Source organism: Streptomyces sp. WAC00040 (assembly GCF_056835925.1).
On the sequence record NZ_JAKQZE010000004.1, the window covers coordinates 651673 to 673288 of the forward strand.

At 71.5% G+C, this 21616-nt stretch carries 18 protein-coding genes and 1 pseudogene; 7 read left to right on the plus strand and 12 right to left on the minus strand.

The window, feature by feature from the left end; genetic code table 11:
- Window position 1: 1 nt before the first annotated feature.
- From MDN94_RS33545 to MDN94_RS33555, 3 genes are read left to right on the plus strand one after another with little or no spacing between them, the layout of a single operon-like run.
- A complete protein-coding gene (locus tag MDN94_RS33545; RefSeq protein WP_482729588.1) occupies window positions 2–136 on the plus strand; it encodes a hypothetical protein in 135 nt (44 codons plus the stop codon).
- The gene (locus tag MDN94_RS33550) at window positions 133–348 is read left to right on the plus strand and encodes a hypothetical protein (RefSeq protein ID WP_482729589.1); all 216 of its coding nucleotides are present in this window, start codon (window positions 133–135) and stop codon (window positions 346–348) included. The genes MDN94_RS33545 and MDN94_RS33550 overlap by 4 nt, the downstream gene beginning before the upstream one ends.
- Window positions 345–905 (plus strand): hypothetical protein, encoded by a 561-nt coding sequence (locus tag MDN94_RS33555; protein ID WP_482729590.1) that lies wholly within the window; start codon window positions 345–347, stop codon window positions 903–905. The genes MDN94_RS33550 and MDN94_RS33555 overlap by 4 nt, the downstream gene beginning before the upstream one ends.
- Before the next feature lie 388 nt (window positions 906–1293).
- On the opposite strand, the gene MDN94_RS33560 is transcribed toward MDN94_RS33555, so the two are convergent.
- The 3 genes from MDN94_RS33560 to MDN94_RS33570 form a co-directional block, all read right to left on the minus strand.
- Complete coding sequence (locus tag MDN94_RS33560) at window positions 1294–2028, minus strand: DUF1775 domain-containing protein (protein ID WP_482729591.1); 735 nt, start codon at window positions 2026–2028, stop codon at window positions 1294–1296.
- Between the two features lie 31 nt (window positions 2029–2059).
- Window positions 2060–3433 (minus strand): PepSY-associated TM helix domain-containing protein, encoded by a 1374-nt coding sequence (locus MDN94_RS33565; RefSeq protein ID WP_482729592.1) that lies wholly within the window; start codon window positions 3431–3433, stop codon window positions 2060–2062.
- 382 nt (window positions 3434–3815) lie between these two features.
- On the minus strand, window positions 3816–4427 hold the full coding sequence (locus MDN94_RS33570; RefSeq protein ID WP_482729593.1) for a hypothetical protein: 612 nt from the start codon (window positions 4425–4427) through the stop codon (window positions 3816–3818).
- 597 nt (window positions 4428–5024) lie between these two features.
- Between MDN94_RS33570 and MDN94_RS33575 the strand changes: the two genes are divergently transcribed.
- Complete coding sequence (locus MDN94_RS33575; RefSeq protein WP_482729594.1) at window positions 5025–5234, plus strand: hypothetical protein; 210 nt, start codon at window positions 5025–5027, stop codon at window positions 5232–5234.
- Between the two features lie 163 nt (window positions 5235–5397).
- On the opposite strand, the gene MDN94_RS33580 is transcribed toward MDN94_RS33575, so the two are convergent.
- Window positions 5398–5718 (minus strand): chorismate mutase, encoded by a 321-nt coding sequence (locus MDN94_RS33580; protein WP_482729595.1) that lies wholly within the window; start codon window positions 5716–5718, stop codon window positions 5398–5400.
- Between the two features lie 302 nt (window positions 5719–6020).
- On the opposite strand from MDN94_RS33580, the pseudogene ddaH reads away from it, so the two are divergent.
- Window positions 6021–6875: pseudogene (gene ddaH, locus MDN94_RS33585) on the plus strand (dimethylargininase); the annotation flags it as partial.
- A gap of 63 nt (window positions 6876–6938) precedes the next feature.
- Here the strand turns inward: ddaH and MDN94_RS33590 are convergent.
- From MDN94_RS33590 to MDN94_RS33600, 3 genes are all read right to left on the minus strand, one after another.
- Window positions 6939–7643: a 4'-phosphopantetheinyl transferase family protein gene (locus MDN94_RS33590; RefSeq protein ID WP_482729596.1), complete on the minus strand. Its 705-nt coding sequence runs from the start codon at window positions 7641–7643 to the stop codon at window positions 6939–6941.
- Between the two features lie 177 nt (window positions 7644–7820).
- Window positions 7821–10103: a salicylate synthase gene (locus MDN94_RS33595; RefSeq protein WP_482729597.1), complete on the minus strand. Its 2283-nt coding sequence runs from the start codon at window positions 10101–10103 to the stop codon at window positions 7821–7823.
- Window positions 10096–13629 (minus strand): non-ribosomal peptide synthetase, encoded by a 3534-nt coding sequence (locus MDN94_RS33600; protein WP_482729598.1) that lies wholly within the window; start codon window positions 13627–13629, stop codon window positions 10096–10098. The genes MDN94_RS33595 and MDN94_RS33600 overlap by 8 nt, the downstream gene beginning before the upstream one ends.
- 297 nt (window positions 13630–13926) lie before the next feature.
- On the opposite strand from MDN94_RS33600, the gene MDN94_RS33605 reads away from it, so the two are divergent.
- Together MDN94_RS33605 and MDN94_RS33610 are read left to right on the plus strand one after the other, a co-directional pair.
- Window positions 13927–15579 carry a (2,3-dihydroxybenzoyl)adenylate synthase gene (locus MDN94_RS33605; RefSeq protein ID WP_482729599.1) on the plus strand — a complete coding sequence of 551 codons (1653 nt, stop codon included), beginning with the start codon at window positions 13927–13929 and terminating at the stop codon, window positions 15577–15579.
- A gap of 67 nt (window positions 15580–15646) precedes the next feature.
- The gene (locus tag MDN94_RS33610) at window positions 15647–15850 is read left to right on the plus strand and encodes an MbtH family protein (protein ID WP_482729600.1); all 204 of its coding nucleotides are present in this window, start codon (window positions 15647–15649) and stop codon (window positions 15848–15850) included.
- A 70-nt stretch (window positions 15851–15920) separates the two neighbouring features.
- Here MDN94_RS33610 and MDN94_RS33615 read toward each other — a convergent pair whose 3' ends face one another.
- The 5 genes from MDN94_RS33615 to MDN94_RS33635 all read right to left on the minus strand — a co-directional run bounded on the left by MDN94_RS33615 (window position 15921) and on the right by MDN94_RS33635 (window position 21510).
- Window positions 15921–16979, minus strand: a complete 1059-nt coding sequence (locus tag MDN94_RS33615) for an ABC transporter substrate-binding protein (protein WP_482729601.1) — start codon at window positions 16977–16979, stop codon at window positions 15921–15923.
- A 99-nt stretch (window positions 16980–17078) separates the two neighbouring features.
- Window positions 17079–17915 (minus strand): ABC transporter ATP-binding protein, encoded by an 837-nt coding sequence (locus tag MDN94_RS33620; protein ID WP_356621718.1) that lies wholly within the window; start codon window positions 17913–17915, stop codon window positions 17079–17081.
- 2 nt (window positions 17916–17917) lie between these two features.
- Window positions 17918–19003: a FecCD family ABC transporter permease gene (locus MDN94_RS33625; RefSeq protein ID WP_482729602.1), complete on the minus strand. Its 1086-nt coding sequence runs from the start codon at window positions 19001–19003 to the stop codon at window positions 17918–17920.
- 3 nt (window positions 19004–19006) lie between these two features.
- Complete coding sequence (locus tag MDN94_RS33630; RefSeq protein WP_482729846.1) at window positions 19007–19972, minus strand: FecCD family ABC transporter permease; 966 nt, start codon at window positions 19970–19972, stop codon at window positions 19007–19009.
- A gap of 137 nt (window positions 19973–20109) precedes the next feature.
- A complete protein-coding gene (locus tag MDN94_RS33635; protein ID WP_482729603.1) occupies window positions 20110–21510 on the minus strand; it encodes an MFS transporter in 1401 nt (466 codons plus the stop codon).
- Between the last annotated feature and the right edge of the window lie 106 nt (window positions 21511–21616).

The window sequence follows — 21616 nt, forward strand, 5'->3', positions numbered from 1 at the left end:
CATGCTGACCACCGTTCCCCGCGACAGCAGCGCCCTGGACAACCTCGCCGTGCTCGTCCTCACCCAGCTCGAACAGGTGGCGCTGACGCCCACCGACACCGCGATGACGGGTTTCTCCAGGAGGGCTTCCGCATGACTGTCATCGGCTCTTTGTCCCTCGGACTCAGCGCTTCCTGGCTCCTCCCCTACGCGCCCAACCGCGACATCGTCGGCATTTCGCTCGGCACCCTGACCGGACCGGCCACCACCGCCGTCCTCCTCCTGCGCCGCGACTCCGGCTCCCTGTCCCTCCCGCAGAGGCACAGCAACCGTGACCGCCTCCGCTTCGCACGAAGGCAGGCCCGGTGACCGATACACGCGACGAGGAGCCTCGCCACGACCAGGGGTGGGCGGACGACGTGATCGCCGCCTCGGTTGCCGCCGACCATGCGCAACGAGCCCTGTTCGCCGCCTGCTATCCAGTCGCGGACCTCAAGGTGGAGAACGCACTGCGCCGGGCTGAGGCATTGCGTGGGGCGGCCATGGGGCTGCCCCACGCCGCCTGCGCGGAGTCTGCGGGGGTACCACAGAACACCCTGAGCCAATGGCTGGCGGATGACGTGGCCTTCGCCACCGCCATGCAAGCGGCCCGAGCCATGTCCGAGCATCACCACCTCAACGGTCCCGCGATCAATCCGCTGGGCCTCGCCGTGGTGCTGAAGGCCATCTGCGACGGCAGAACCACCTGGGACGCCTCCGCGCAGATCGGCATGTCACGCTCGGCATTCCAGCGCTTGCGCCGGGACAACTTTCGCGTGGACCGGCTCGTCACGGCAGCGCAGGGCTTCAGGAACAACGCAGCCCGGCGCAAATCGGAAGGCACAGGCCGGAGGTTCGGCTACCGACTGGTGCGCCGCGACAGCTGACCCAGTGCCGCCTGGCGAGGCGGCCCGGCCGGGCCCGCTGGACATGAGGTGGTTGCTCGAACTGTCAGTCCCTGCTCGCGAAAGGGATCCTCATGGATTCCCAACCCAATCCACCTCCCGTGGACCCGCGGCACCCGAGTCCGCTGACCGCGCCCTCCCACTGGCCGGCACACTGGCGACCGTCTGTTCGCCTGCCCGCACCGGCGTCGGCGAGCGCCGGCGGTGTCGTCGAGTCGAGCCTGGCGGGGGGACCGGTCCCAGATGACGGCCTCCGCGCCGAGGAAGGATGCGGTGGTGCCCTGGGAACACGTCCTCCACAGCTGTACGAGAACACGGCGTGACGCTCCCTGGTGCCCGACCCCGTGGGGGCCGGGCACCGCTTGGTGGGTCAGCGGCGGGTGGCGGCACTACGGCGCCGCCACCGGATCCCGCCGCCGACCGCGGCGAGCGCGAGCACGCCGAGGGCCACGGGCAGGAGCGGGGAGGTGGCGTCGTCCTGCCGGGTTGCGGTGTCCTTCCGGTCAGTGTCCGGGCCGGCGGTGTTGCTGGGTGTGTGCGTCGTCGCGCTGCTGCTGGGTGAGGGTGTTTCCTTGGCGGTGGAGGTGGGACTGGCTGTTGCGGCGGCGGGTTTCAGGTCGAGCCGGGGGGCGGCGGCGTTGCCGTGCCCGTGGCCGGTTGATTCCTCGCGTTCGATCCATCGGTCGATGCGGCCGTCGCTGTAGGTCTGCAGGGTCTTGAGCACCAGCGATTTGGTGTTGGGCAGTTGGCGGATGGTGACGGTGAATTCGGCGTCCTTGCCGGTGGCCACGGCTGGGCCGGAGACGGTGAAGGTCCTCTCCTCGCGGGTGAGCTTCCAGTCCTTCGGGCCGTCGGCGTAGCGGACGTCGGCCGGTTTGATGCCGTCGGGCAGGAACACCTGGAGTTTGGTGATGCCGGCCGAGGCGGACTCCGATTCCGCCATGAACTCCAGGCGGACGTCGGTGGCCAGTGCGCGAGCGTCCTTGGCGGAGACCCCCACGTGTGCGAACGCAGGGGCAGCGGCGGCCAGTACGGCCGCGGTGGCGGTGGCGGTAAGGGCGGTCCATCGGCGCGCCGTACACACCTGAGCGGGACGTTCTGTCAAGAGTGACTCCTGAAGAGGTGGGTACGGTCGGCTACCTGGTCGACGCGTCGATGCTGCTGCGGCTATGGCGATAGTGGTGGATGCGGCCGAGGGCGATGTCCACGGCCAGGAAGCCGACGAGGGTGATGCCGAGGACCGGCAACGCCCAGCCGATGGCCACCACGACCGGGATACCGAGGAGAAGCACCGGCAGGGGCAGCTGCCGCCAGGCTCCGCGCACGGGCGGCTTGCCGAGGGGGACGCTGCGGTCGGCCCGGGTGGGTCGACGCTGCCACCACATGCGGTAACCCCAGGCGGTGGTGAACAGCAATCCGATGGCTGTGGCGGCGAGCAGGAGCTGGTTGGCCAGGCCGAAGAGCCTCCCCATGTGGGCCTGGATGCCGAGCTTGGTGAGCTTGGCCAGCAGCGGGTAGTCAGCCCACCGACTGCGGGCGGTGACCTCGCGGGTCTTGGCGTCGACGGCGACCTCGTCCAGGTGGACTGGCCACACGGTGTCGTCCTGGGCGACGGACCAGGCGCTGTGCTCGTCCGCCGGGGGTGTCAGCTTGAGGGGGCCGGTGAGCCCGGCGTCCCTGCCGGTGGCCAGCACCGGGCCGATGTCGTCGATGGGATCGGCTGCCTGATTGGACGAGGCCGACCCGCCGTGGTTCTCGTGCTTGCCGTGGGAGTCGCCAGAGCCGCCAGGGCCGGAGGACAGGGAGGTGTTGAGCTCGGGGGCGTGGGCGTGGGCCTTGTCCAGCAGGGTCTCGAAGCGGGCGCCTGCGTAGTTCGACCAGGTCAGGCCGGTGGCGCTGAGGAAGAACAGGCCCACGGCCAGCCACAGGCCGGTGGTGGCGTGCCAGCTGCGGGTGCGGCGCACGCCGCGGGCGCTGCGGTCGGGCAGGAGCGACCGTCGGACCGACTTGCCCTCCTTGGACCGGCTGCGCGCCAGCCACAGCACCAGTCCGGCGGCGGCGATGACCCACAGCCAGCTGGCGGCCGTCTCCGAGTACAGCCGCCCCACCTCTCCCAGATGCAGGCTGCGGTGCAGTTCGCCGAGCCAGATGGCCAGCGGTGTGGCGTTGAACAAGGTGGTCAGCTCACCCTTGACCTCGTTCGTGTAGGGGTCGACGAACACGGTGCGCTGCTTCTCACCCAGCTCGGGGACAGCCAGCACCACCCGGGTGGTCTCCTCCTCGGTTGCCGGAGTGAGGACCGAGGCCAGTGCCCCCTCCGGATGAGCGGCGCGGGCAGCGGCGACCTGGTCCGCCAACGGACGCGGCTTGCCCTCGACTTTCTCGACGGTCAGCTGGTCGCCGTAGACCAGCTGGTCGAGTTGCGGGGCGAAGACGTAGGCGAGCCCGGTCAGGGCGGCAACGATCAGGAAGGGCGCGACGAACACGCCCGCGTAGAAGTGCAGGCGCATCAGCAGCGCTCGCGCTCCCTGCCGGGAACGGTTCTTCGACCGGGGGGCGTCGACGGCGGATGAGCGGGGCGGTGCCGCTGTGCTCGTCGCAGAACTGCCCGTTTCGGATGGCTGGTCGGTGAGTCCAGCAGATGTTGCTATGGATGGATCTTCAGGCGAAGTGGACATGCGGAACTCCAAGGACGCGCCCGTCGGACATGCCGCAGGCGCTCAGCGCGAAGTCGAATCGAGGACCGCCGCTGCATGAGCAGCGCGGCGCACATCGCGGCAGAAGCCGCGCAACCGGCCTGACGCCGCGCTCAAGGAAGAACAGCATGCCGCACCCGCCCCCGGACAGCGGTGGCTGTGCGGGGATGGTGAAAGCACGTGGAGCGAAGTGTCGTCAGGCCGATATCGACAGCGGAGGGCCTCGGCGGGGCAGGCAACGCGCGAGCAGCACCGAGTACCTGGCGCCCAGCACCCGCGGGCCGCACGGCAGCAACCACGGCGCGGGCTCCGGTAGCGGCGACAGCCGCAAGCAGCCCAACCTGGGAACGACCATCGCGGCCAGCCGCCGCACCAGCCGCTCCGCGTAGGCCAGGCAGACCGCTGTCGCCAGGGCCGCCGCACCATGGGCCACCGTCATATCCACCGACATCGCGTGGTGACCACCACCACTGACCGGAGCCGCGCTGGACACCATCACGCCGTGAAGGTGCGCATGTCCCGGCGACATGGCCGCGACCTCGGCAGCCGCCTTCCCGGCCAGGTGTAAGACGATGTGCACCACCAACTGGGCAGCACCCAACACCAGTACCTGGACGTCGAAGCCCCGACGGCTACGGCACAGCACCACGCCCACCAGAGCGAGCACCGTGAACAGGGCGGCGAGCCATCCCCACCCGGGAAGCCGCCCACCTGCAGAGACGTGGCTCACACAGCCGAGCAGCAGACACAGCAGCGCGGCTGTCAGGCCACGTATGACCCGCTTGGCGCTGCTTCCCGGTCCCTGCACGGGGGTCAACCTACACAAGTCCCCCAGCGGCAATACGGCGTTGCGCCGCGACTTACGCCTTCTATGCGTCTTTGCGCCCCGCGCGGCACGTGGCAGGTGGCCGCCGACCGGGGTCGGCGGCCGAGCGGCCCGAGCAGAGATCTCCATCAGCGGCCCGGTCCCGGGTCCGTCCCGTCGCTGCTCGCCGTGTTGAGGGATTCTCCAAGTACAGGCAGTGGACAGCCTTTGGCCAGTCGTGGCGCCGGCCGCGGGTCAACGGGCAACAGGAGCCGCCGTGGACACAGGCATGGCCCGACGGGAGGCCGGGTAAGGGCGCCGGCAACTTCTTCGGTGCTGCTCGCCGCGCAATGCCCGCAGCTCGTCCCGGTGACGGTGTCGCGCTTCTCGGCCATAGCTAATCCGCTCCCTTGGGCCGGCCCTACCGAGGGTTGCGGTGGTCCTCGCAATGTGGGGTACGGGGCCGGAGCCCAGTGCGTTCAGGCAGCGGTGCGCCTTCCACGGTGGTACTTGTGGGCACGCAGCAGGGGTATGCACCAGGCAACCCAGGGCGGTCACTCTCCACTTCGACTGCCGTGGATCCCTGAGAGGTTGTGGACGATGAGCGACATCAGCGGTCTCGAGCCGGTGGCCGCCTTCTGCGGCAACCGCAACTGCGGATGTCCGCAGCTGTTCGTCGACCCGGGCGCCCTCGCAGAGCGCCGTGTGGTTCTGACGGACGGCTTCGGCCAGCGCGTGCAGATGAGCGCCGACCAGTTCGCCTCCCTCATCGAGGAGGCGAAGGCCGGGAAGCTGGACGACATAGCCTGACTGCCGACCGCCCGGCGTCTCCCACCGACTGGGGCAGGCACAATCCCCCCGGCAGGTGCACGTGGGAGCGCTGGGCTGCGGCTCCCGGCCCGGAAAGCCTCACTGCAAAATGGCAGGTGCTCGAGCCCCGGTACCGCTCTCGGCCTCATTGAGGCGTTCGGACTCAATGCCGCTCGGCCGGAACGAGCCGTTCGCCCAAGGGCGCCGGACGTGCCGCCGGCACCTGGACGGAACGCGGCCGCCGCTCCAGCTCGATCAGAAGCATCGCCAGCGACGTTCCCTCGCGACCGAGCGCCTCGCGGTAGCGGCGCAGCACCGCGTTCTCGCGGGAGAGTTCGATCGCGGGGGCTCCCGCCGCCCGTCGCAGGGCCGTCAGCTCCCGGCACAGGGCGGTACGCCTGCGGACGAGGTCGATGATCGACTCATCCAGCTCGGCGACGGTCCGGTGACCGTCCTCGGCGAGCGCATCCATGTCCCTGGACATGCCGACCGCCTTCCGTATGAGAGCACCTGGGGTGGAAAGAGCCGATCCGCACAACAGCGAAACGGCATCGCGAGGTGGGTTGGGCATCGCGGCCGCGTCGGGCCGACAACCAGCCCATCGTAGCGCGACATTGCCATATTTAGGTAAGCCTTGCTTTACTGGTTGCGCTTCCCCGCGGCGCCCCCGGAGATGACCCGCGACGGGCACCTCCGACACCTGCCGCACCGGTCGAGCAGACCCGGGCCGGCCCGGCCAACCTTCGGCGCCTTGCCCCCCAGACGAGTGACCGACTCCGAACCGCCCACGACTCTCAGGGACTTACACCCATGCGCACAGCACGTCCCCGGCACTATCTCATGTGCAGGCCCACCTATTTCGACGTGGTCTACTCCATCAACCCCTGGATGGACCCGCGGAAGCCCGTCGACACCCCCCTGGCGATCGCACAGTGGGAGCGGTTGCGTGAGGTCTACCTGGAGCTGGGTCACACCGCCGAGGTCATCGACCCCGTGCCGGGCCTCCCGGACATGGTCTTCGCCGCCAACGGCGCCACCGTCGTGGACGGGCGAGCTCTGGTCGCCCGTTTCCGTGACGCCGAGCGCGTCGACGAGGCACCGGCATACCGCAACTGGCTGCGCGCGCACGGCATCTCCGATCTGCGCACGGCCGAGCTGGTCAACGAGGGGGAGGGTGACTACCTCCTCGTGGGCGACCTGCTCCTCGCCGGGACGGGCTTCCGCAGCGACCCTCGCTCCCACGGCGAGGCGCAGGAGTTCTTCGGCCGTCCGGTGATCAGCCTGACACTCGTCGATCCGAACTACTACCACCTGGACACTGCACTCACCGTCCTGGACGAGAACACGATCGCGTACTACCCGCCGGCCTTCTCCCCCGGCAGCCGCGCAGTATTGGAGCGGCTGTTCCCCGACGCGGTCATCGCCACGGGCGACGACGCGGCGGTCTTCGGCCTCAACGCCACCTCCGACGGCCGCAACGTCGTGCTGCCGCACAACGCCACGGGTCTCGCCGAACAGCTGCGGGGCCGTGGCTACAACCCGATCGGGGTGGACCTCTCCGAGCTGCTGAAGGCGGGCGGCAGCGTGAAGTGCTGCACGCTGGAGCTGCGTTCAGGCAACGAGGAGACCCCGAGTTCCTGAACTCCCAGGATGGAAGGCCGTGCGGTCGCCGACTCTCGCGGCCTTTTCCGTTGTCGTGTCCCCTCACACGGCGCAAGCCGTGGGGAGCGAAGCGAGCGAGGCCGCGCGGACCTCGACAGCGAATGCGTCCGGATGCCGCAGGGCGACCGCCGCCGCATGGCCCAGGGGCACTGGCACCGTGGCGAGCCCCCAGCCGTCGAGTTCCGGGGGCGACGTGTCGCCATGCCGCGGGCCCAGACCGACATGGACCGTGTCGGGATCGATCCCCAGGCCCGTGCCGATGCCCTTCAGATAAGCCTCCTTGCGAACCCAGCAGTGCAGGAAGGCGTCCGCGCGGCGGCTCTCCGGCAGCCGTCCGATCGCGGCGCGTTCGACAGGGTGAAGCTGAGGCACGAGACTCGCGTCCGGGACGGAGGCGGCCGCCTCCAGGTCGACGCCGACCGGCGTGCAGGCGAGGGCGCACAGTGCGAGCCCGTGGGCGTGCGAGAGAGAGAAGTGGAGGTCGGGAGCGGTCGCTGCCTCCGGCCGCCCGTGCGGGCCACCGCACAGCGGGCAGGCCGCGCGCCGCAGTTCGACGGACGCGGGCGCCATCCCCAGTCGGAAGCCGAGGAGCACCCGCAGTCCCACGTGGGAGACGAGGTACAGATCGCGGTCGGCGGGACGCCGGAAGGCCGCCGCACGCCGCCGCTCCTCAGGACCGAGAAGGTCCGCCCTTCGCTCGGCGGCATCCACCTCCTCAGGGGTGGCGTGAAACCGCCAGACCTCCACGACACCCGGGTGCGGTCGGCCGGGTCCCGGGGGAAACCCGGGCAGGTCAACTCTGTGCTCGTACTGCACGACTCTCCTGTTGCTGCGCGTCCCTGACGCATTGCGGTACGGACGTACGAGGCGGTCGGCCGCGCACGAACGCGCGCAGACGACCGCCCCGGTCCTTCCCCGTCGAGCTCAACGGGCCAACGCTGCGGACTGCTCGTCCAGGGCGGACGCCAGGGGCCTTCCCTCGGTCTCGGCCGCCGGTACCAGGAAGCGCGAGACACTGCGCAGCTTCTCGCGCGTCTCCTCCAGCTCGCGCTCCGGGGTCGAATGCGCCACGATGCCCGCGCCGGCCCGCATCCAGGTCCGCCCCTCATGGCGGTAGACGCTGCGCAGCACCAGGGCGGCGTCGACCGTGCCGTCCGCGTCGACCGTGAGCACGGCGCCGCTGTAGAGCCCGCGGGGTCGGCGCTCGGCGCGGCGGATGAGTTCGCACCCCTCGGCCTTGGGTATGCCGGAGGCCGTCACCGCGGGGAACAGAGCGCCGACCGCCTCCCAGGCGGTCCTGCCGGGGGCGAGGGAACCGGACAGGCGCGAGGCCAGGTGCTGCACACTGCCCCGCTCCTTGATCGACATGAAGTCGTCGACGGCGACGGACTCCCGGGTGCAGACCTGTTCCAGTTCCTCCGCCACCAGGCGCACGGAGACCGCGTGCTCGAAGACTTCCTTCTCGTCGCGGTAGAGCTCGGCGCGGCGGCCGCGGTCCGCCTCCGTGTCACCCACCAGGGCGCGGGTGCCCGCCAGGGGCTGGGCGACGACATGGCCGTCCTCGCCCGTGACGCGGGCGACGATCTCGGGACTGAAACCGGCCGTCTCCCAGCCGCCGAGGCGCAACAGGAACGAGCGGGCGGGGTCGTTGCCGCGGCGGCCTTCGAGGTAGGTGGCGGGCATGTCGATGGGAGAGGTGACGGGCACGACGCGGGAGAGGATCACCTTGGTGAGCTTGCCGGCGCGGATCTCCTCCACGGCCGCCGCCACAGAGGCCCGGTAGACGTCGGCGTCATGCTGCTCGACGTCGGCGGTCACACGCTCGGTGCTGCCGACCGCACCGCCGAGGGCGGCCGCCGAACGCACCCGCTGCTCCAGCGCGTCGAGGTCCTCGGGGTCCAGCACGCGCAGCAGGGCGCCGCCGTCCTCGATCCTGACCTCGCGCCGAGGCACGGCGATGTGGGCGAGCGGAGTATCACCGGCCGGGGCGGGCAGGCCGTGCAGGGGGTAGCTCAGCTCGAACGCTGCCCAGCCGTAGGCCCGCCAGCCTTCGACCCGCACTGCGGCCAGGGCCTGGTCGAGCGCGTGGAGCACGCCGCGGTCGGCGGGGAACTCGACCGGGTCGGCCTCGCCGAGGCGCAGGGTGGTCCCGCCGGCGCGGACGACGACCGTGCCGTACTCGCCTTCCGCCCAGCCGACGGCGCCCCGGTTCTCGTAGAGAACGTAGGCGTCGGCCGAGGTCTCCGACAGTGCCGCCGCGGTGCTCAGCGCGTCGCCGGTCAGCGTTATTCGGCGCTCGTGGTAGGCAGGGGCGAAGGTCACGGCTTCTCTCTCTTTCCCGGAGTCGGCTCGTCCGGCTTGGCGGGCGCTTCCCTCGTGGGGGGCGGTGGAGCGGGGCAGTTCGGCAGGCGGTACGGCGACGGGTGCGTCACCGGTCCCGTGGAGCGACCGCAGCACGTGGTCGATGACGGCGGTCCGCTCGGGGACCAGGTAGAAGTGGCCACCGGGCAGGACGTGTATCCCGCTCAGCCGGGTGGCGACCTCGCTCCAGCGCGACGCGTCCCAGTCCGGTACGGACTCGTCCCGGTCGCCGAGCAGGACGCGCAGCGGGGTGGCGACGCGGGGGTGGAGCTCGGGGGCGTAGCGGCCGATGACCTGGAAGTCGGCCCGGCAGGGCGGGAGGATCAACTCCCGTGCCTCCGGGTCGTCGAGCAGTTCGTCCGGGGTGCCGCCGAGGCCGCGCAGGTACGCGACGATCTGCTCGTCGTCGTATTCCGCCACGGGCGAGGGGCGTTCCAGCAGCCGGCGCGGGCTCGGCCTGCCGGAGACGACGAGGGCGGCGGGGCGGGGGCCGCCGGTCGCCTCCAGGCGGCGGGTCACCTCGAAGGCGACCGAGGCCCCCATGCTGTGGCCGAACAGCACGGTCGGCCTGTCCAGCACCGGAAGCAGCGCGGCGGTCACGGCGTCCGCGAGCGTCTCCATGTCCGTCAGCGCGGGTTCCGCGGCGCGGCGTTCGCGACCGGGGAGGACCACGGACAGCACTTCGACATCGTCGGATACGGCCCGGGCCCAGTCGCGGTAGAAGGCGGGGGCGCCTCCGGCCGGGCCGAAGCACACGATGCGTGCCGAGGCGTCCGGCCTCGGCGCGTACCGCCGGAACCAGGCGTCGGCGGCGGCTGCCGCCGGGCCGGCGAGCGGCTCAGCCATCGGCGCGCCCCAGGTGCTCCGCCTGCTGCGGGACGTCGCCCAGTTGGGCGTCGATCTCCTCGTCCGACAGGGAGTCGATCTCCAGGGAGATCTCGGCGACGAGTTCGAGCCGGCCGTCGGCGTCGCGAGCCGCGAGGGTCCGGGCGAGCTCCGCGACGGTGAGGGACGAGAGCACGTCATGGACGGACACATCGTCGGTGTCGAGGGCCTCGCGCAGCTGCGCGGTGATCCGGGTGGCGAGGATGGAGTCGCCGCCCAGTTGGAAGTAGTCGTCCTGGCGTCCGACGCGGCCCGTGCCGAGGACACGGGCCCAGACCCGGGCGACGACCTCCTCCAGAGAGGACCGTGCGTCCTCGTGCTCGCCTTCCTCGGCCTGGGCGGCGAGCACTTCGCGCAGTGCGCGGCGGTCGGTCTTGCCGTTCGCGGTCAGCGGCATCTCGTCCAGGACGGCGATGGTGTCCGGCAGCATGTGGGCGGGCAGCCGCTCGGCGGCCTTGGCCCTCAGGCCGTCCTCCGTCAGTCCGGCCGCGGCGCCGGTGGCGACGACGGCGCACAGGCGCGGCGTGGGCCCGGTGCGGATGACCAGGGCCGTGGCCCGGCGGACGGCCGGGTGCTGTGCCAGCGCGGCCTCGACCTCGCCGAGTTCGATGCGGAAGCCGCGGATCTTCACCTGGTTGTCGGCCCGGCCGAGGAACTCCAGGGTCCCGTCGGGCCAGTAGCGGGAGCGGTCACCGGTGCGGTACCAGCGGTAGCCGTCGATCTCGACGAAGCGGTCGGCGGTCCGCTCGGGGTCGCCCCGGTAGCCGTCGGCCACACCGGCGCCGCCGATCCACAGTTCGCCGGCCACCCAGTCGGGGCAGTCGCGGCCCTGGCCGTCCACCACGCGGCAACGGACGTTGCGCAGCGGGGTTCCGTACGGCACGCTCGTCCACCGCGTGGGCACCTCACCGCCCACGACCTCCTGGATCGTGGAGTGGATGGCGGTTTCGGTGGTGCCGCCGAGGCCGAGGAAGCGGCAGCCAGGAACGTGGGCGTGCAGCCGTACGGGGAGGTCCACGCCGACCCAGTCGCCGCCGAGCAGCACCGCGCGCAGGCTCGCGCCCATAGGCTCGTGCTCGGCCGCGGTGAGCAGCATGTCGAGCAGGCTGGGAACGCAGTTGAGGACGGTCACGGCGTGCTGCCGGACCAGGCCGGTCCACACGGTGGCGTCCTTGCGGGTCCGCTCGTCGACCGTGACGACGGCTCCGCCGGCCGACAGGGGGGCGAAGATATCGAAGACGGACAGGTCGAAGTCGAGGGCGGAGAGCGCGAGGGTTCGGTCGGCTGGGCCCAGGCCGAGGCGTTCGACGAGGTCGTCGATGGTGTTGGCGGCGGCGCGGTGGGAGACCTCGACGCCCTTGGGTTCGCCGGTGGAGCCCGAGGTGAACAGGACGTAGGCCACGGACCGCGGGTCGGCGAGGACCGGTTCGGCCAGGGGTGTGGGCCAGGCGGCGGCCTCTGCCAGCGGGAGGGTGGCCGCATCACGACCGCCGTCGATGGTGGAGAGGACGACGGTGACTCCGGCGCGGGTGCGGATGGACTCGGCGCGGGCGGGTGGCTGTTCGACGCCGATCGGGACGTAGTGGGCGCCCGCGGCATGGACGCCGAGGACGGCGACGAGCTGGTCGGGCCCCTTGGGCAGGCGGATCGCGACCGCGTCACCGGGCTCGACGCCGCGCGCGTGCAGGGCCCCGGCCACGCGGAGCGCTCGCTCGGCGAGCTGACCATAGGTCAGGACCGTGGAGTCGGCGGAGAGGACGGCCGGGGCGTCCGGAGCGGTGGCGGCGTGGGCGAAGAACGCCTGGTGGAGCGGCTGCTCGGGCAGCGGCCCGTCGGTGCGGTTCGCCTCTGCGCGCACGGCGAGCTGGGCTTCCGTGGCGAGTGGCCCAACGGGAACGTCCCATGCGGCGCCGTCGGCGACCCTGCCTATCAGGTCGGTGAACGCGGCGAACATGGCCTCGGCGGCGCCGTCGGGGAACGCGTCCGCGCGAACGTCCCAGTTGACCAGGAGGCCGTCATGCATCTCGGTGATCTGGGCGTCGAGGAGCACCTGCGGGCCCTGGGAGACGATCCACACGGGTTCGCCGAGGCACCGCTCCACGTCCTTCCCGAACAGCTCGCCGAGGTCGAGAGCGCTGGTGAAGACGACGGGAGCGAGGACCTGGGAACCCTGGTCACGGGAGAGGTCGCGCAGCACCTCGACGCCCGAGTACGAGGAGTGGGCGGCGGCGCGGTGCATCCGGTCCTGTGCGTCCTTTGCGCGCTCCGCGAACGTACGGCTCTCGCTCAGGTCGACGTCGAGCAGCAGGGAGCTGGTGAAGTCGCCGACGAGGCGGTCCACATCGGCGTGGAGGGGACGGCGGTCGAACATGGGGACGTTGAGCAGGAACCTGGGCTCGCCGCTCCAGGCGCCCAGGACCTCGGCGAAGGCCGTGGCGGCGGCGACCGCCGGGGTCACGGCGTGACGCCGTGCCTGGTCCGTGAGGCGGGCGCGCTGTTCGGGGCTGAGCCAGTGGTGCAGGCGGGTCACCCGGTGGGCGGCGCCGTGCTCGGCCTCGGGGCGGGCGGGCAGGGTGGGGGCGCCGGGCAGCTCACCGAGACGCTCTCGCCACCAGCGCACGTCCTGGTCGCGTGGCGGCTGCGCGCGGCGCTCGGCCAGATACCGGGCGTAGGTGTAGTCCAGGGGCGGCAGGGGCCGCTCGGGGTGCTCGTAGAGGTGTACGAGATCGGCGAGCAGGGTGCGGTAGCTGCGGGCGTCGGCGGCGAGCATGTCGACGTCGACGTGGACGCGGGTGCGGCCTTCGGGCAGCAGGCTGACGCGGATGTCGAAGACCTGCCCGGCCTCGACGTCGAGCAACTGGTGCGACAGCTGTTCGCGGAGGCGGGCGGTCCGCTCCTCGACCTCGTGCGGGGAGGCGTCTCGCAGGTCGAGGACGGGGAGGGCGGTGCCACGGGTCCACGCTCCGATGACCTGGCGTCCGTCGTCGAGGATGCGGGCACGGAGCATGGGGTGACGCTCCGCCAGCGCCGCGACGGCGGCACCCAGGCGGGCGGGTTCGACGCCGGAACCCTCGAACTCGGTGTAGAGGTGGGCGGCCACCGCTCCCAGGGCCTGGGAGCCACCGCGGCCGACCCAGTACGCGTGCTGCATGAGCGCCAGCGGGAAGGGTTCTCCGTCGCCGGGTTCCGAGGAGGCGGCGGGCGGCGCCGCGGGAACGGCCGGGGGGCTGTCGTCGGGCGCCGGTGCGGCGGATCCGGCTGCGCCCCCCGCCTCGGCGAGCAGGCCGCCCCAGCCGGCCAGGGTGGGACGCCTTGCCAGGTCGGCGAAGCCGATGTCCAGTCCTGTCCGTCGGCAGCGATCCGCGATCCTCATCAGCTTGAGCGAGTCCAGGCCGAGTTCGATGAGGTTGTCCTCGTCACCGGGGGGTTCGGCACCAGGGCCGAGCAAGTCGGTGACCACACGCCGGAGGTCGTCGATCGACAGCATGAAGCGGCTTCTTCCTAAGGACGTCGTGTCGTGATCGGAGTCGTGTTCCGGACGGCTGTGGGTGTCCTTACCGTTCGGCGCGAGGAAGGGCGAACCGTCCTCAAATCGCCCCTAACCAGCCAGGTATGGACACCAGTAGCACCCTTCGCGACGGGAGGTGTGCAACGACGGGACTTAGGTTAACCTAACCACACCTGTTTGTGGATGCCGGGAACGACCCCGGTCTCCGCGCCCCATGACGAGCGGAAACCAGCGAGGAGCGCCAGTCGCCCTCCGGCCACGAGAGTCGAGCCGAACGTGCCCCCTATCGCCACCGAGCCCCCCTCGCCCCTGCCCTCGGGGCTGACCCCGTGGCCCGCGGAGACCGCGGCCCGCTATGTCACGTCCGGCCACTGGGACGGCCGGACCCTCGGAGTCCTGCTGCGCGACTGGGCGACCCAGTACGGCGACCGGCTCGCGATCGTAGCCGGAGCCGACCGGCTCACCTACCGTCAGCTGGACGAGCGCGCCGACCGAATGGCCGCCGGGCTGGCGGACCTCGGCATACGCGCCGGCGACCGTGTCCTCGTGCAGCTGCCCAACACCGGCGCGTTTCCCGTCCTGTTCTTCGCGCTGGCCCGCCTCGGCGCGATCCCGGCCCTCACCCTGCCCGCGCACCGCCTCACCGAAATCGGCCACCTGGCCCGAGTGTCCGGGGCAGTCGCGTACGTCATCGCCGATGAGTACGCCGCGTTCGACTACCGGGAGCTGGCCGCCGCCGTGCAGGCCGAGGCGCCCGAGCTGCGTCACGTGCTGGTCGCGGGCGACCCGGGCCCGTACACCGCGCTCGCCAAGGTCGACGCGGAGCCTCGGCAGTTCCCCGACCCCGACCCGGCCGACATCGCCCTCCTGCTGGTGTCCGGCGGGACCACCGGCGTCCCCAAGCTGATCCCCCGAACCCACAACGACTACGGGTACAACGCCCGTGCAAGCGCCGAGGCTTGCGAGCTGTCGGACGAGACCGTCTACCTCGCCTGCCTGCCCATCGCGCACAACTTCCCGCTGGCCTGCCCCGGCATGCTGGGCACCCTGTCGGTGGGCGGCCGCGTCGTGCTCTCCGCCTCCCCCGCGCCCGGTGACGCGTTCCCGCTGATCGAGGCCGAACGTGTCACGCACACCGCGCTCGTGCCGCCGCTGATCCCGCTGTGGATCGACGCGGCGGAGTGGGACCCGGCGAACATCTCGAGCCTGCGCGTCCTTCAGGCCGGCGGATCGAAGCTCTCGGCCGACCTCGCCCGCACCATCCCCGACGCGCTCGGATGCTCGGTGCAGCAGGTGTTCGGCATGGCCGAGGGCCTGCTCAACTACACCCGCGCGGACGACGATCCCGAGACGGTGGCCCTGACCCAGGGCCGGCCGCTCAGCGCCGACGACGAGCTGCGCATCGTGGACGCCGACGGCCGCTCCGTCGCGCCCGGCGAGGCCGGAGAGCTGCTGGTACGCGGCCCGTACACGCTGCGCGGCTACTACCGCGCCCCCGAAGCCAACACCACCGCCTTCACCCCCGACGGCTTCTACTGCTCCGGTGACCTGGTCCGCCAGCTCGCGTCCGGCCACCTGATCGTGGAGGGACGGGTCAAGGACACCATCGACCGCAACGGTGAAAGCGTCTCCGCCGAGGAGGTCGAAAGCCATGTCGCGGCCCATCCGCAGGTCCGGCGCTGCGCCGCGGTCGGCGTGCCCGACCCCGTCGGCGAGGGTGAGCGGATCTGCGCGGTGGTCGTCCCCGACGGCTCGGCGCCGACGGTTCAGGCGCTGCGGGCCTTCCTGTTGGAGCGCGGTGTGGCCGCCTTCAAGCTGCCCGACCGGGTGGAGACGGTCACGGACCTGCCGCTCACCGCGATCGGAAAGATCGACAAGAAGGCTCTGCGCCGCATGCTCGCGGAGCGCGACGGCGGCGACGGGTCCTGACCCCCGGCAGCGCCGCATACCGCCGTCCCCCTCCTGTTACCGCCCCACCCGAGAAAGGCGTCACCCCATGACGAACCCCTTCGACGACGAGAACGGCTCCTTCCTGGTCCTGGTCAACGACGAGGGACAGCACTCGCTGTGGCCGTCCTTCCAGACCGCGCCCGACGGCTGGCGGTCGGTCCTCGGCCCGGTGAGCCGCGCCGAGGCGCTGGCCCACGTCGAGGCCAACTGGACCGATCTGCGCCCGAAGAGCCTGATCGACGCTCAGTAGACCGGAAAAAGCACATCGGCCCCTGCCACGCGCGCGTGGCAGGGGCCGATGTGTTAGACCGAAGCGAGCGTCACACCACGTTGCTCCGGGCGTTGCTCACGGTGGTGGCGAGGTCGTTCAGCACCTTGGTGAAACGCTGGTACGTGAACGGCGTCTCCGTCTGCCAGTCCGACACCTGACCGGCCTTGACCGCCGGGCTGCCCTTCCACGTCGGGTAGGCGCCGAGCTGCTGGTGCGTCAGGCCGCCCTCGGGGCGGGCGTCCTCCAGGACCAGGTCCGCCTTGTAGCGGCCGGCCTCCTCCCAACTGAGCGCCTCGAAACCGGCCTCGGGCTTCGCCGGCTTGACGATGTCGAGACCGAGCTGCTGGAAGTACTTCACATCGCCGTGGAAGGCCGGGTCGGCGACGAAGAAGCTCTCCTTCGTGCCCGAGACCACCGCGACCGACAGGCCCTTCTTCGCCTTGGCGGCCGCGGTGACGCCCGCCGCGGCCTTCTCGAAGTCGGCCTTGGCCTTCTCGACCTCGGCGCTCTTCGGGTCCGCGCCGAGCGCCGCGGCCAGCTCGCCGAAGCGCTTGACGGCGTCCGGCACGGCCACGCCCATCAGCTGGATGACGGCGATCGGGGCGACCTCCTCGACCTTCTTGTAGACCTCGTCCGGGATGTACCAGACCATCGGGCCGTAGGCGATGGTGACGATCAGGTCCGGCTTGAGGGAGATCAGCTTCTCCATCTGGAACTCGCCGAACGCCGTGCCGACCGAGGTGGTCTTCGACAGGTCGACGTTGCCGATCTGCGGGCTGGGCTTGCCGTCAGCGGTCTTCTGCGGGCCGAAGAGGCCGACCGGCTGGATGCCGAAGTCCCACAGGGCGGCGGCCGGGTGGGACTGCGCGACGATCCGCTCGGGCCGCTTGGGCAGAGAGATCTTCTTGCCGCGGTCGTCGGTGAAGGTCCACGGGCCGGAGGCGGACTTGTCGGAACCGTTGTTGCCGGAGCCCTTGCTCTTGTCGGAGTCACCGCAGGCGGCCAGCAGCCCCGTGGCGGCCAGCGCCCCGCCGAGGGCGAGGAAGCGGCGGCGGTCCATCCGGGCCGCCTGACCGGACTCGATCGCGGGAGTTCTGAAAAGGGGCATGACTGTCCTTCCGAGCGGGCGTGCCGCAGGTCGTGCAGGGTGAGCGGTGCGGGGTGTTCGTGCGGGGGGTTGGGTGGTGCGGATCGTGGCGAGCGGTTGTCAGCGGGCGGTGACGGCGGGCTCGTGACCGGCCCTGCCGCCGTGGTGGCGGCCGAAGGGGATGATGTGCGGGCCGCCTCCTGCCGGGTCCTCGATGACCGTGCAGCTCAGGCCGAAGACCTCGGCGATGAGCTCCCGGTCGATCACCTCGGGCGGGGCACCCTCGGCGACGACCCGTCCGTCCTTCATGGCGATGACGTGGTCGGCGTACCGGCAGGCGTGGTTGAGGTCGTGGAGCACCAGGACGACGGTTCGTCCCTGTTCACGGTTGAGGTCGACGACCAGGTCGAGGATGTCGATCTGGTGCGCGAGGTCGAGGTGGTTCGTGGGTTCGTCCAGCAGCAGGACCGGTGTGCCCTGCGCCAGCGCCATGGCGATCCAGGCACGTTGGCGCTGGCCACCGGAGAGTTCGTCCACGCTGCGTTCGGCCTGCTCCAGCAGGCCGGTCGCCTCGAGGGCACCGTACACCGCCTGCTCGTCGTCGGGCGACCACTGGCGCCACCACGACTGGTGCGGGCTGCGCCCGCGCTTGACCAGGTCGAGTACGGTGATGCCGTCCGGCGCGACGGGCGACTGCGGCAGCATGCCGAGTTGGCGGGCGAGCTCTTTGCCGCGCATGGTGTGGATGAGCCGGCCGTCCAGGTAGACGGCGCCCTCCTTCGGCGTGAGCAGTCGCGACAGCCCGCGCAGCAGCGTCGACTTGCCGCAGGCGTTCGCGCCGACCACCGCGGTCACCCGCCCGGCAGGGATCGTCACGTCGAGGGCGTTCACCACGCTGCGGCCGTCGTACGCGAGGGTCAGGCCCTCGGCGGTGAGCCCCTGCGATCGCTTTTCCACGGTCACCCTCCTGAGCCGGTGCGGTTGGACCTGCCGAGCAGCCAGAGCAGGCAGGGGGCGCCGAGCACACCGGTGACGACGCCGACGGGAAGTTCGGTGCCCGGCAGAAGCTGACGTCCCACCACATCGCCCGCCAGGACCACGAAGGAGCCGACGAGAGCGGACGGCAGCAGCGCCGGGCCCGGCACGCCGACGAGGCGTACGGCTATCTGCGGCGCGATGAGAGCGACGAAGGCGATGGGGCCGGCGGCGGCCGTCGCGAACGACACCAGCCCGGCGCCGACGGCGAGCAGCGCGATGCGCGCGGTCTGCACGGGCAGTCCCAGCGCCTTCGCCATCTCGTCGCCGAACTGGAGCCCGCCCAGCCACGGCGCGAGCAGCACCACGCACGGGAGCAGCACGGCCAGGGCGATGGCGAGCGGGCCGACGTGTTCCCAGTCGCGCGCGTTGAGACTCCCGGTGAGCCACATCAGGGCCTGCTGGGCCTGGTAGACGCCGGCTTTGAGGAGCAGATAGCTGGTGGCGCTGGTGCACAGCGCGGCGATGCCGATGCCGACGAGGACGATGCGGTACCCGGTCGTCCCGTTCTTCCAGGCGAGGACGTAGATGAGCACCGACGCGCCGAGGCCCCCGACGAGCGCGAGTGTCTGCAGGCCGAGTCCGGAACCGAGGCCCATCAGCAGTCCGGCGGTGGCGGCGGTACCGGCTCCGGCGGAGACGCCGATGACGTCCGGGCTGGCCAGCGGATTACGGGTCAGCGTCTGGAAGATGGCTCCCGCGACGCCGAAGGCCGCGCCGCAGAGCAGTCCCACCAGCGCGCGGGGCAGGCGCAGGCTGTGGACGACCAGGGCGGTCGTCGGGTCGCCGCCGCCCGCGAGGCTGCGGACCACGTCGGGGAGCGGCAGGTCGAGTTCGCCGAAGGCGACCTCGACGACGAACGCCGCGGCCACCGCTGCGGCGAGGAGAAGGCTCACGAGGACGCTGCGCGGCCGGACGATCCAGGAGGCCCTGGTCCGGGGCAGCCGGATCACCGCCCCGCCCGCGTTGCGGACGGCAGCGGCGCCGCGCGTGGTGTCGGTGACGGTCACGGCTCACAGCTCCCGGAGTCGACGGCGGCGCACCAGCGCGATGAAGAACGGCGCCCCGATCACCGTGACGACGATGCCGACGTGGAGCTCGTCGGGCCGGGCGATCAGGCGCCCGGCGATGTCGGCGGCGAGCAGCAGACTGGGGCCGAGCAGCGCGGAGTACAGCATGATCCAGCGGTGGTCGGGGCCCGTGAGGAGGCGGGCGAGCTGGGGAATCACCAGCCCCACGAAGGCGATCGGCCCGCACAGGGCCACCGCGCCTCCGGCGAGGAGCGTGGCGGCCGCTGCGCCGCGCAGCCGCACCAGACCGACGTTCCGTCCCAGGGCCGTGGCGACACCCTCGCCGAGGGCGAGGCTGTTGAGTGCGGGGGCGGTGGTGGCGGCGAGCACCGCTCCGACGGCGATGAAGGGCAGCACGTCGACGAGGACCTCGGCCGGCTGTCCGGTCAGCGAACCCACGACCCAGAAGCGGAAGTCGCCGAGCGCCGCGGCGTCGAACAGGAGGACGCCGTTGACGAGCGACTGGAGCAGCGCCGTGACGGCGGCGCCGGCGAGGGCGAGTTTGGCGGGGGTCGCTCCGCCCTTTCCGGCGCTGCCGAGGGCGTAGACGAGGGCGATCGCGGCCAGGGCGCCGGCGAAGGCGAACCACACATAGCCCTGGGGGGCGGTGATGCCGAGCAGGCCGGTGGTGAGGACGACGCCGAGGGAGGCCCCGGCACTGACGCCGAGGAGTCCCGGGTCGGCGAGCGGGTTGCGGGTCAGCCCCTGCATCAGGGCTCCCGCCACGCCCAGCGCGGCGCCGACGACGAGGCCGAACTCGGTACGCGGTACCCGCATCTGATGGACGATCCCGGACTCCTCCGAGCCGTCCGGGCTCCACAGGAGTTCGAGGACGCGTTCCGGCTCGATCCACTTGGTGCCGAGGGCGATGGAGCACAGGCAGAGCAGCCCGAGCACGACCAGGCACACGGGGACGGCGACGAGGTGTACGGAGGTCCGTCGCGGAACCGTCTCGGTGGGTCGAACGGGCGACGCCGCGGACCGGCTCTGCGAATACGGAAGCACGAAGCAAAGGATAGCCATACCTAAGTACCGGCCATCAAGGCTCAGGTGGCCGCCGTTGCGTCACTGTTACTCCTCGGGCTGCCACCATCTGCCGGAACACCCTGCGAGCGATCGCTCTTCTGTTCGGTCGACTCGTCGGTTTCCCGCCACAGTTGACGGTAGAGCAGCGCAACGAGGCACAGCGTCCCGACGCACAGGGCTCCGCCCGCGGCGACCGCGGTGGACGGGCCGACCGCCGACGCGGCGAGGCCGGCCAGGACGCCTCCCAGCGCGGGCGCGGTCATGGCCTGGGCGAGCCAGAGGCTGCTCACCCGGCCTTGGAGGGGGTCCGGGGTGTGCCGCATCAGCAGCGTGCGGCGCATGATCTCGGAGAAGGTGTCGGCCAGGCCGCCGATGGCGAGGAAGAACAGACCGAAGCCGAGGAGCGGGCTGAGGCCGAAGCCGAGACACGCAAGGCCCCACACGGCCACCGTGGCACACAGCACCCGCCACTGATGGCGTGTACGGCCCGTCCAGCCGGAGGCGAGCGAGGCCACGGCCGCGCCGATCATCGGAGCGGTGGTGAGCAGGCCGACCAACTCGGGCCCGCCGCCGAACCGTTCCTCCGCGAACTCCGGGTACAGAGCGGTCGGCGTGGCGAAGAGCGCGGCGCACAGGTCCACGACGAGCACGGCGGCGACGACGCGACTGCCCCGGATGAAGAGGAACCCTTCCCGTAGGGACTCCAGGACTCCGGGCTGCCCCGTCTCTGCGGCCGTCGGCGCCTCGTTCTCCTTCGCCCTGGCGGGTGGTACGCCGGACGGTTCAGCATCGCCGGGCGAAGGTGTGCTCACGCCTGTCGGCGGCATGGGGCCGAGGCGGGTCAGCAGCAGCGTGGTGATCGCCGTGCCGGCGGCCGCGAGGCCGAAGGTGGTGGCGAGGCCGGGTCCGGCGATGAGCACACCGCCGAGCATGGGACCGGCGATCGATCCGAGGGTGGTGGTGACGGTGACGAGCGCACCGGTGGCGGGTATGTGCTCTTCGCTCACGAAGGTGGGAACGACCGCGGTGAGCGCGGTCTCCGCGACTCCCTCGGTGAAACCGAACAGCGCTCCGAAGACGTAGACGACCCACAGCGCGGGGCGGTCGGCCGCCGCGTTCGCCGACAGAGCGGCGAAGGTGACGACGGCCCAACCGCTGCCGACGAGGATGAGCCCTCTGCGGTCCCTGCGGTCGGCGAGGACCCCACCTGCCAGGAAGCCCAGCAACAGTCCCGCGCCCAGCACGAGACTGACGGCGCCCACCTGGACCGACGAACCGGTCTGCTCGTAGACCTGTACGACCACACCGACCGAGGTGAGTCCGATGCACAGGAGGGCGAGCACGCGGGTGGCGAGAACCAGGCCGAGGGGCCCGCCGGCCCGCAACGGGGAGAGATCCAGGGCCAGTTCTCTGATGCGCAATGCCGTTCCTCCACCTCTGGGGGTCTCCCCCGCCGAGGCGGCAGCCCGGCGAGCGGGCTCACAATAGCAAGATAAGGCTATCCTAAGTTATGGTTCGGCCCATCAG

Coding starts and splice junctions, on each gene's coding strand:
- MDN94_RS33545 (WP_482729588.1), top strand. CDS start 2: ATGCTGACCACCGTTCCCCGCGACAGCAGCGCCCTGGACAACCTCGCC.
- MDN94_RS33550 (WP_482729589.1), top strand. CDS start 133: ATGACTGTCATCGGCTCTTTGTCCCTCGGACTCAGCGCTTCCTGGCTC.
- MDN94_RS33565 (WP_482729592.1), bottom strand. CDS start 3,433: ATGCGCCTGCACTTCTACGCGGGCGTGTTCGTCGCGCCCTTCCTGATC.
- MDN94_RS33575 (WP_482729594.1), top strand. CDS start 5,025: ATGAGCGACATCAGCGGTCTCGAGCCGGTGGCCGCCTTCTGCGGCAAC.
- MDN94_RS33580 (WP_482729595.1), bottom strand. CDS start 5,718: ATGTCCAGGGACATGGATGCGCTCGCCGAGGACGGTCACCGGACCGTC.
- MDN94_RS33595 (WP_482729597.1), bottom strand. CDS start 10,103: ATGGCTGAGCCGCTCGCCGGCCCGGCGGCAGCCGCCGCCGACGCCTGG.
- MDN94_RS33600 (WP_482729598.1), bottom strand. CDS start 13,629: ATGCTGTCGATCGACGACCTCCGGCGTGTGGTCACCGACTTGCTCGGC.
- MDN94_RS33610 (WP_482729600.1), top strand. CDS start 15,647: ATGACGAACCCCTTCGACGACGAGAACGGCTCCTTCCTGGTCCTGGTC.
- MDN94_RS33615 (WP_482729601.1), bottom strand. CDS start 16,979: ATGCCCCTTTTCAGAACTCCCGCGATCGAGTCCGGTCAGGCGGCCCGG.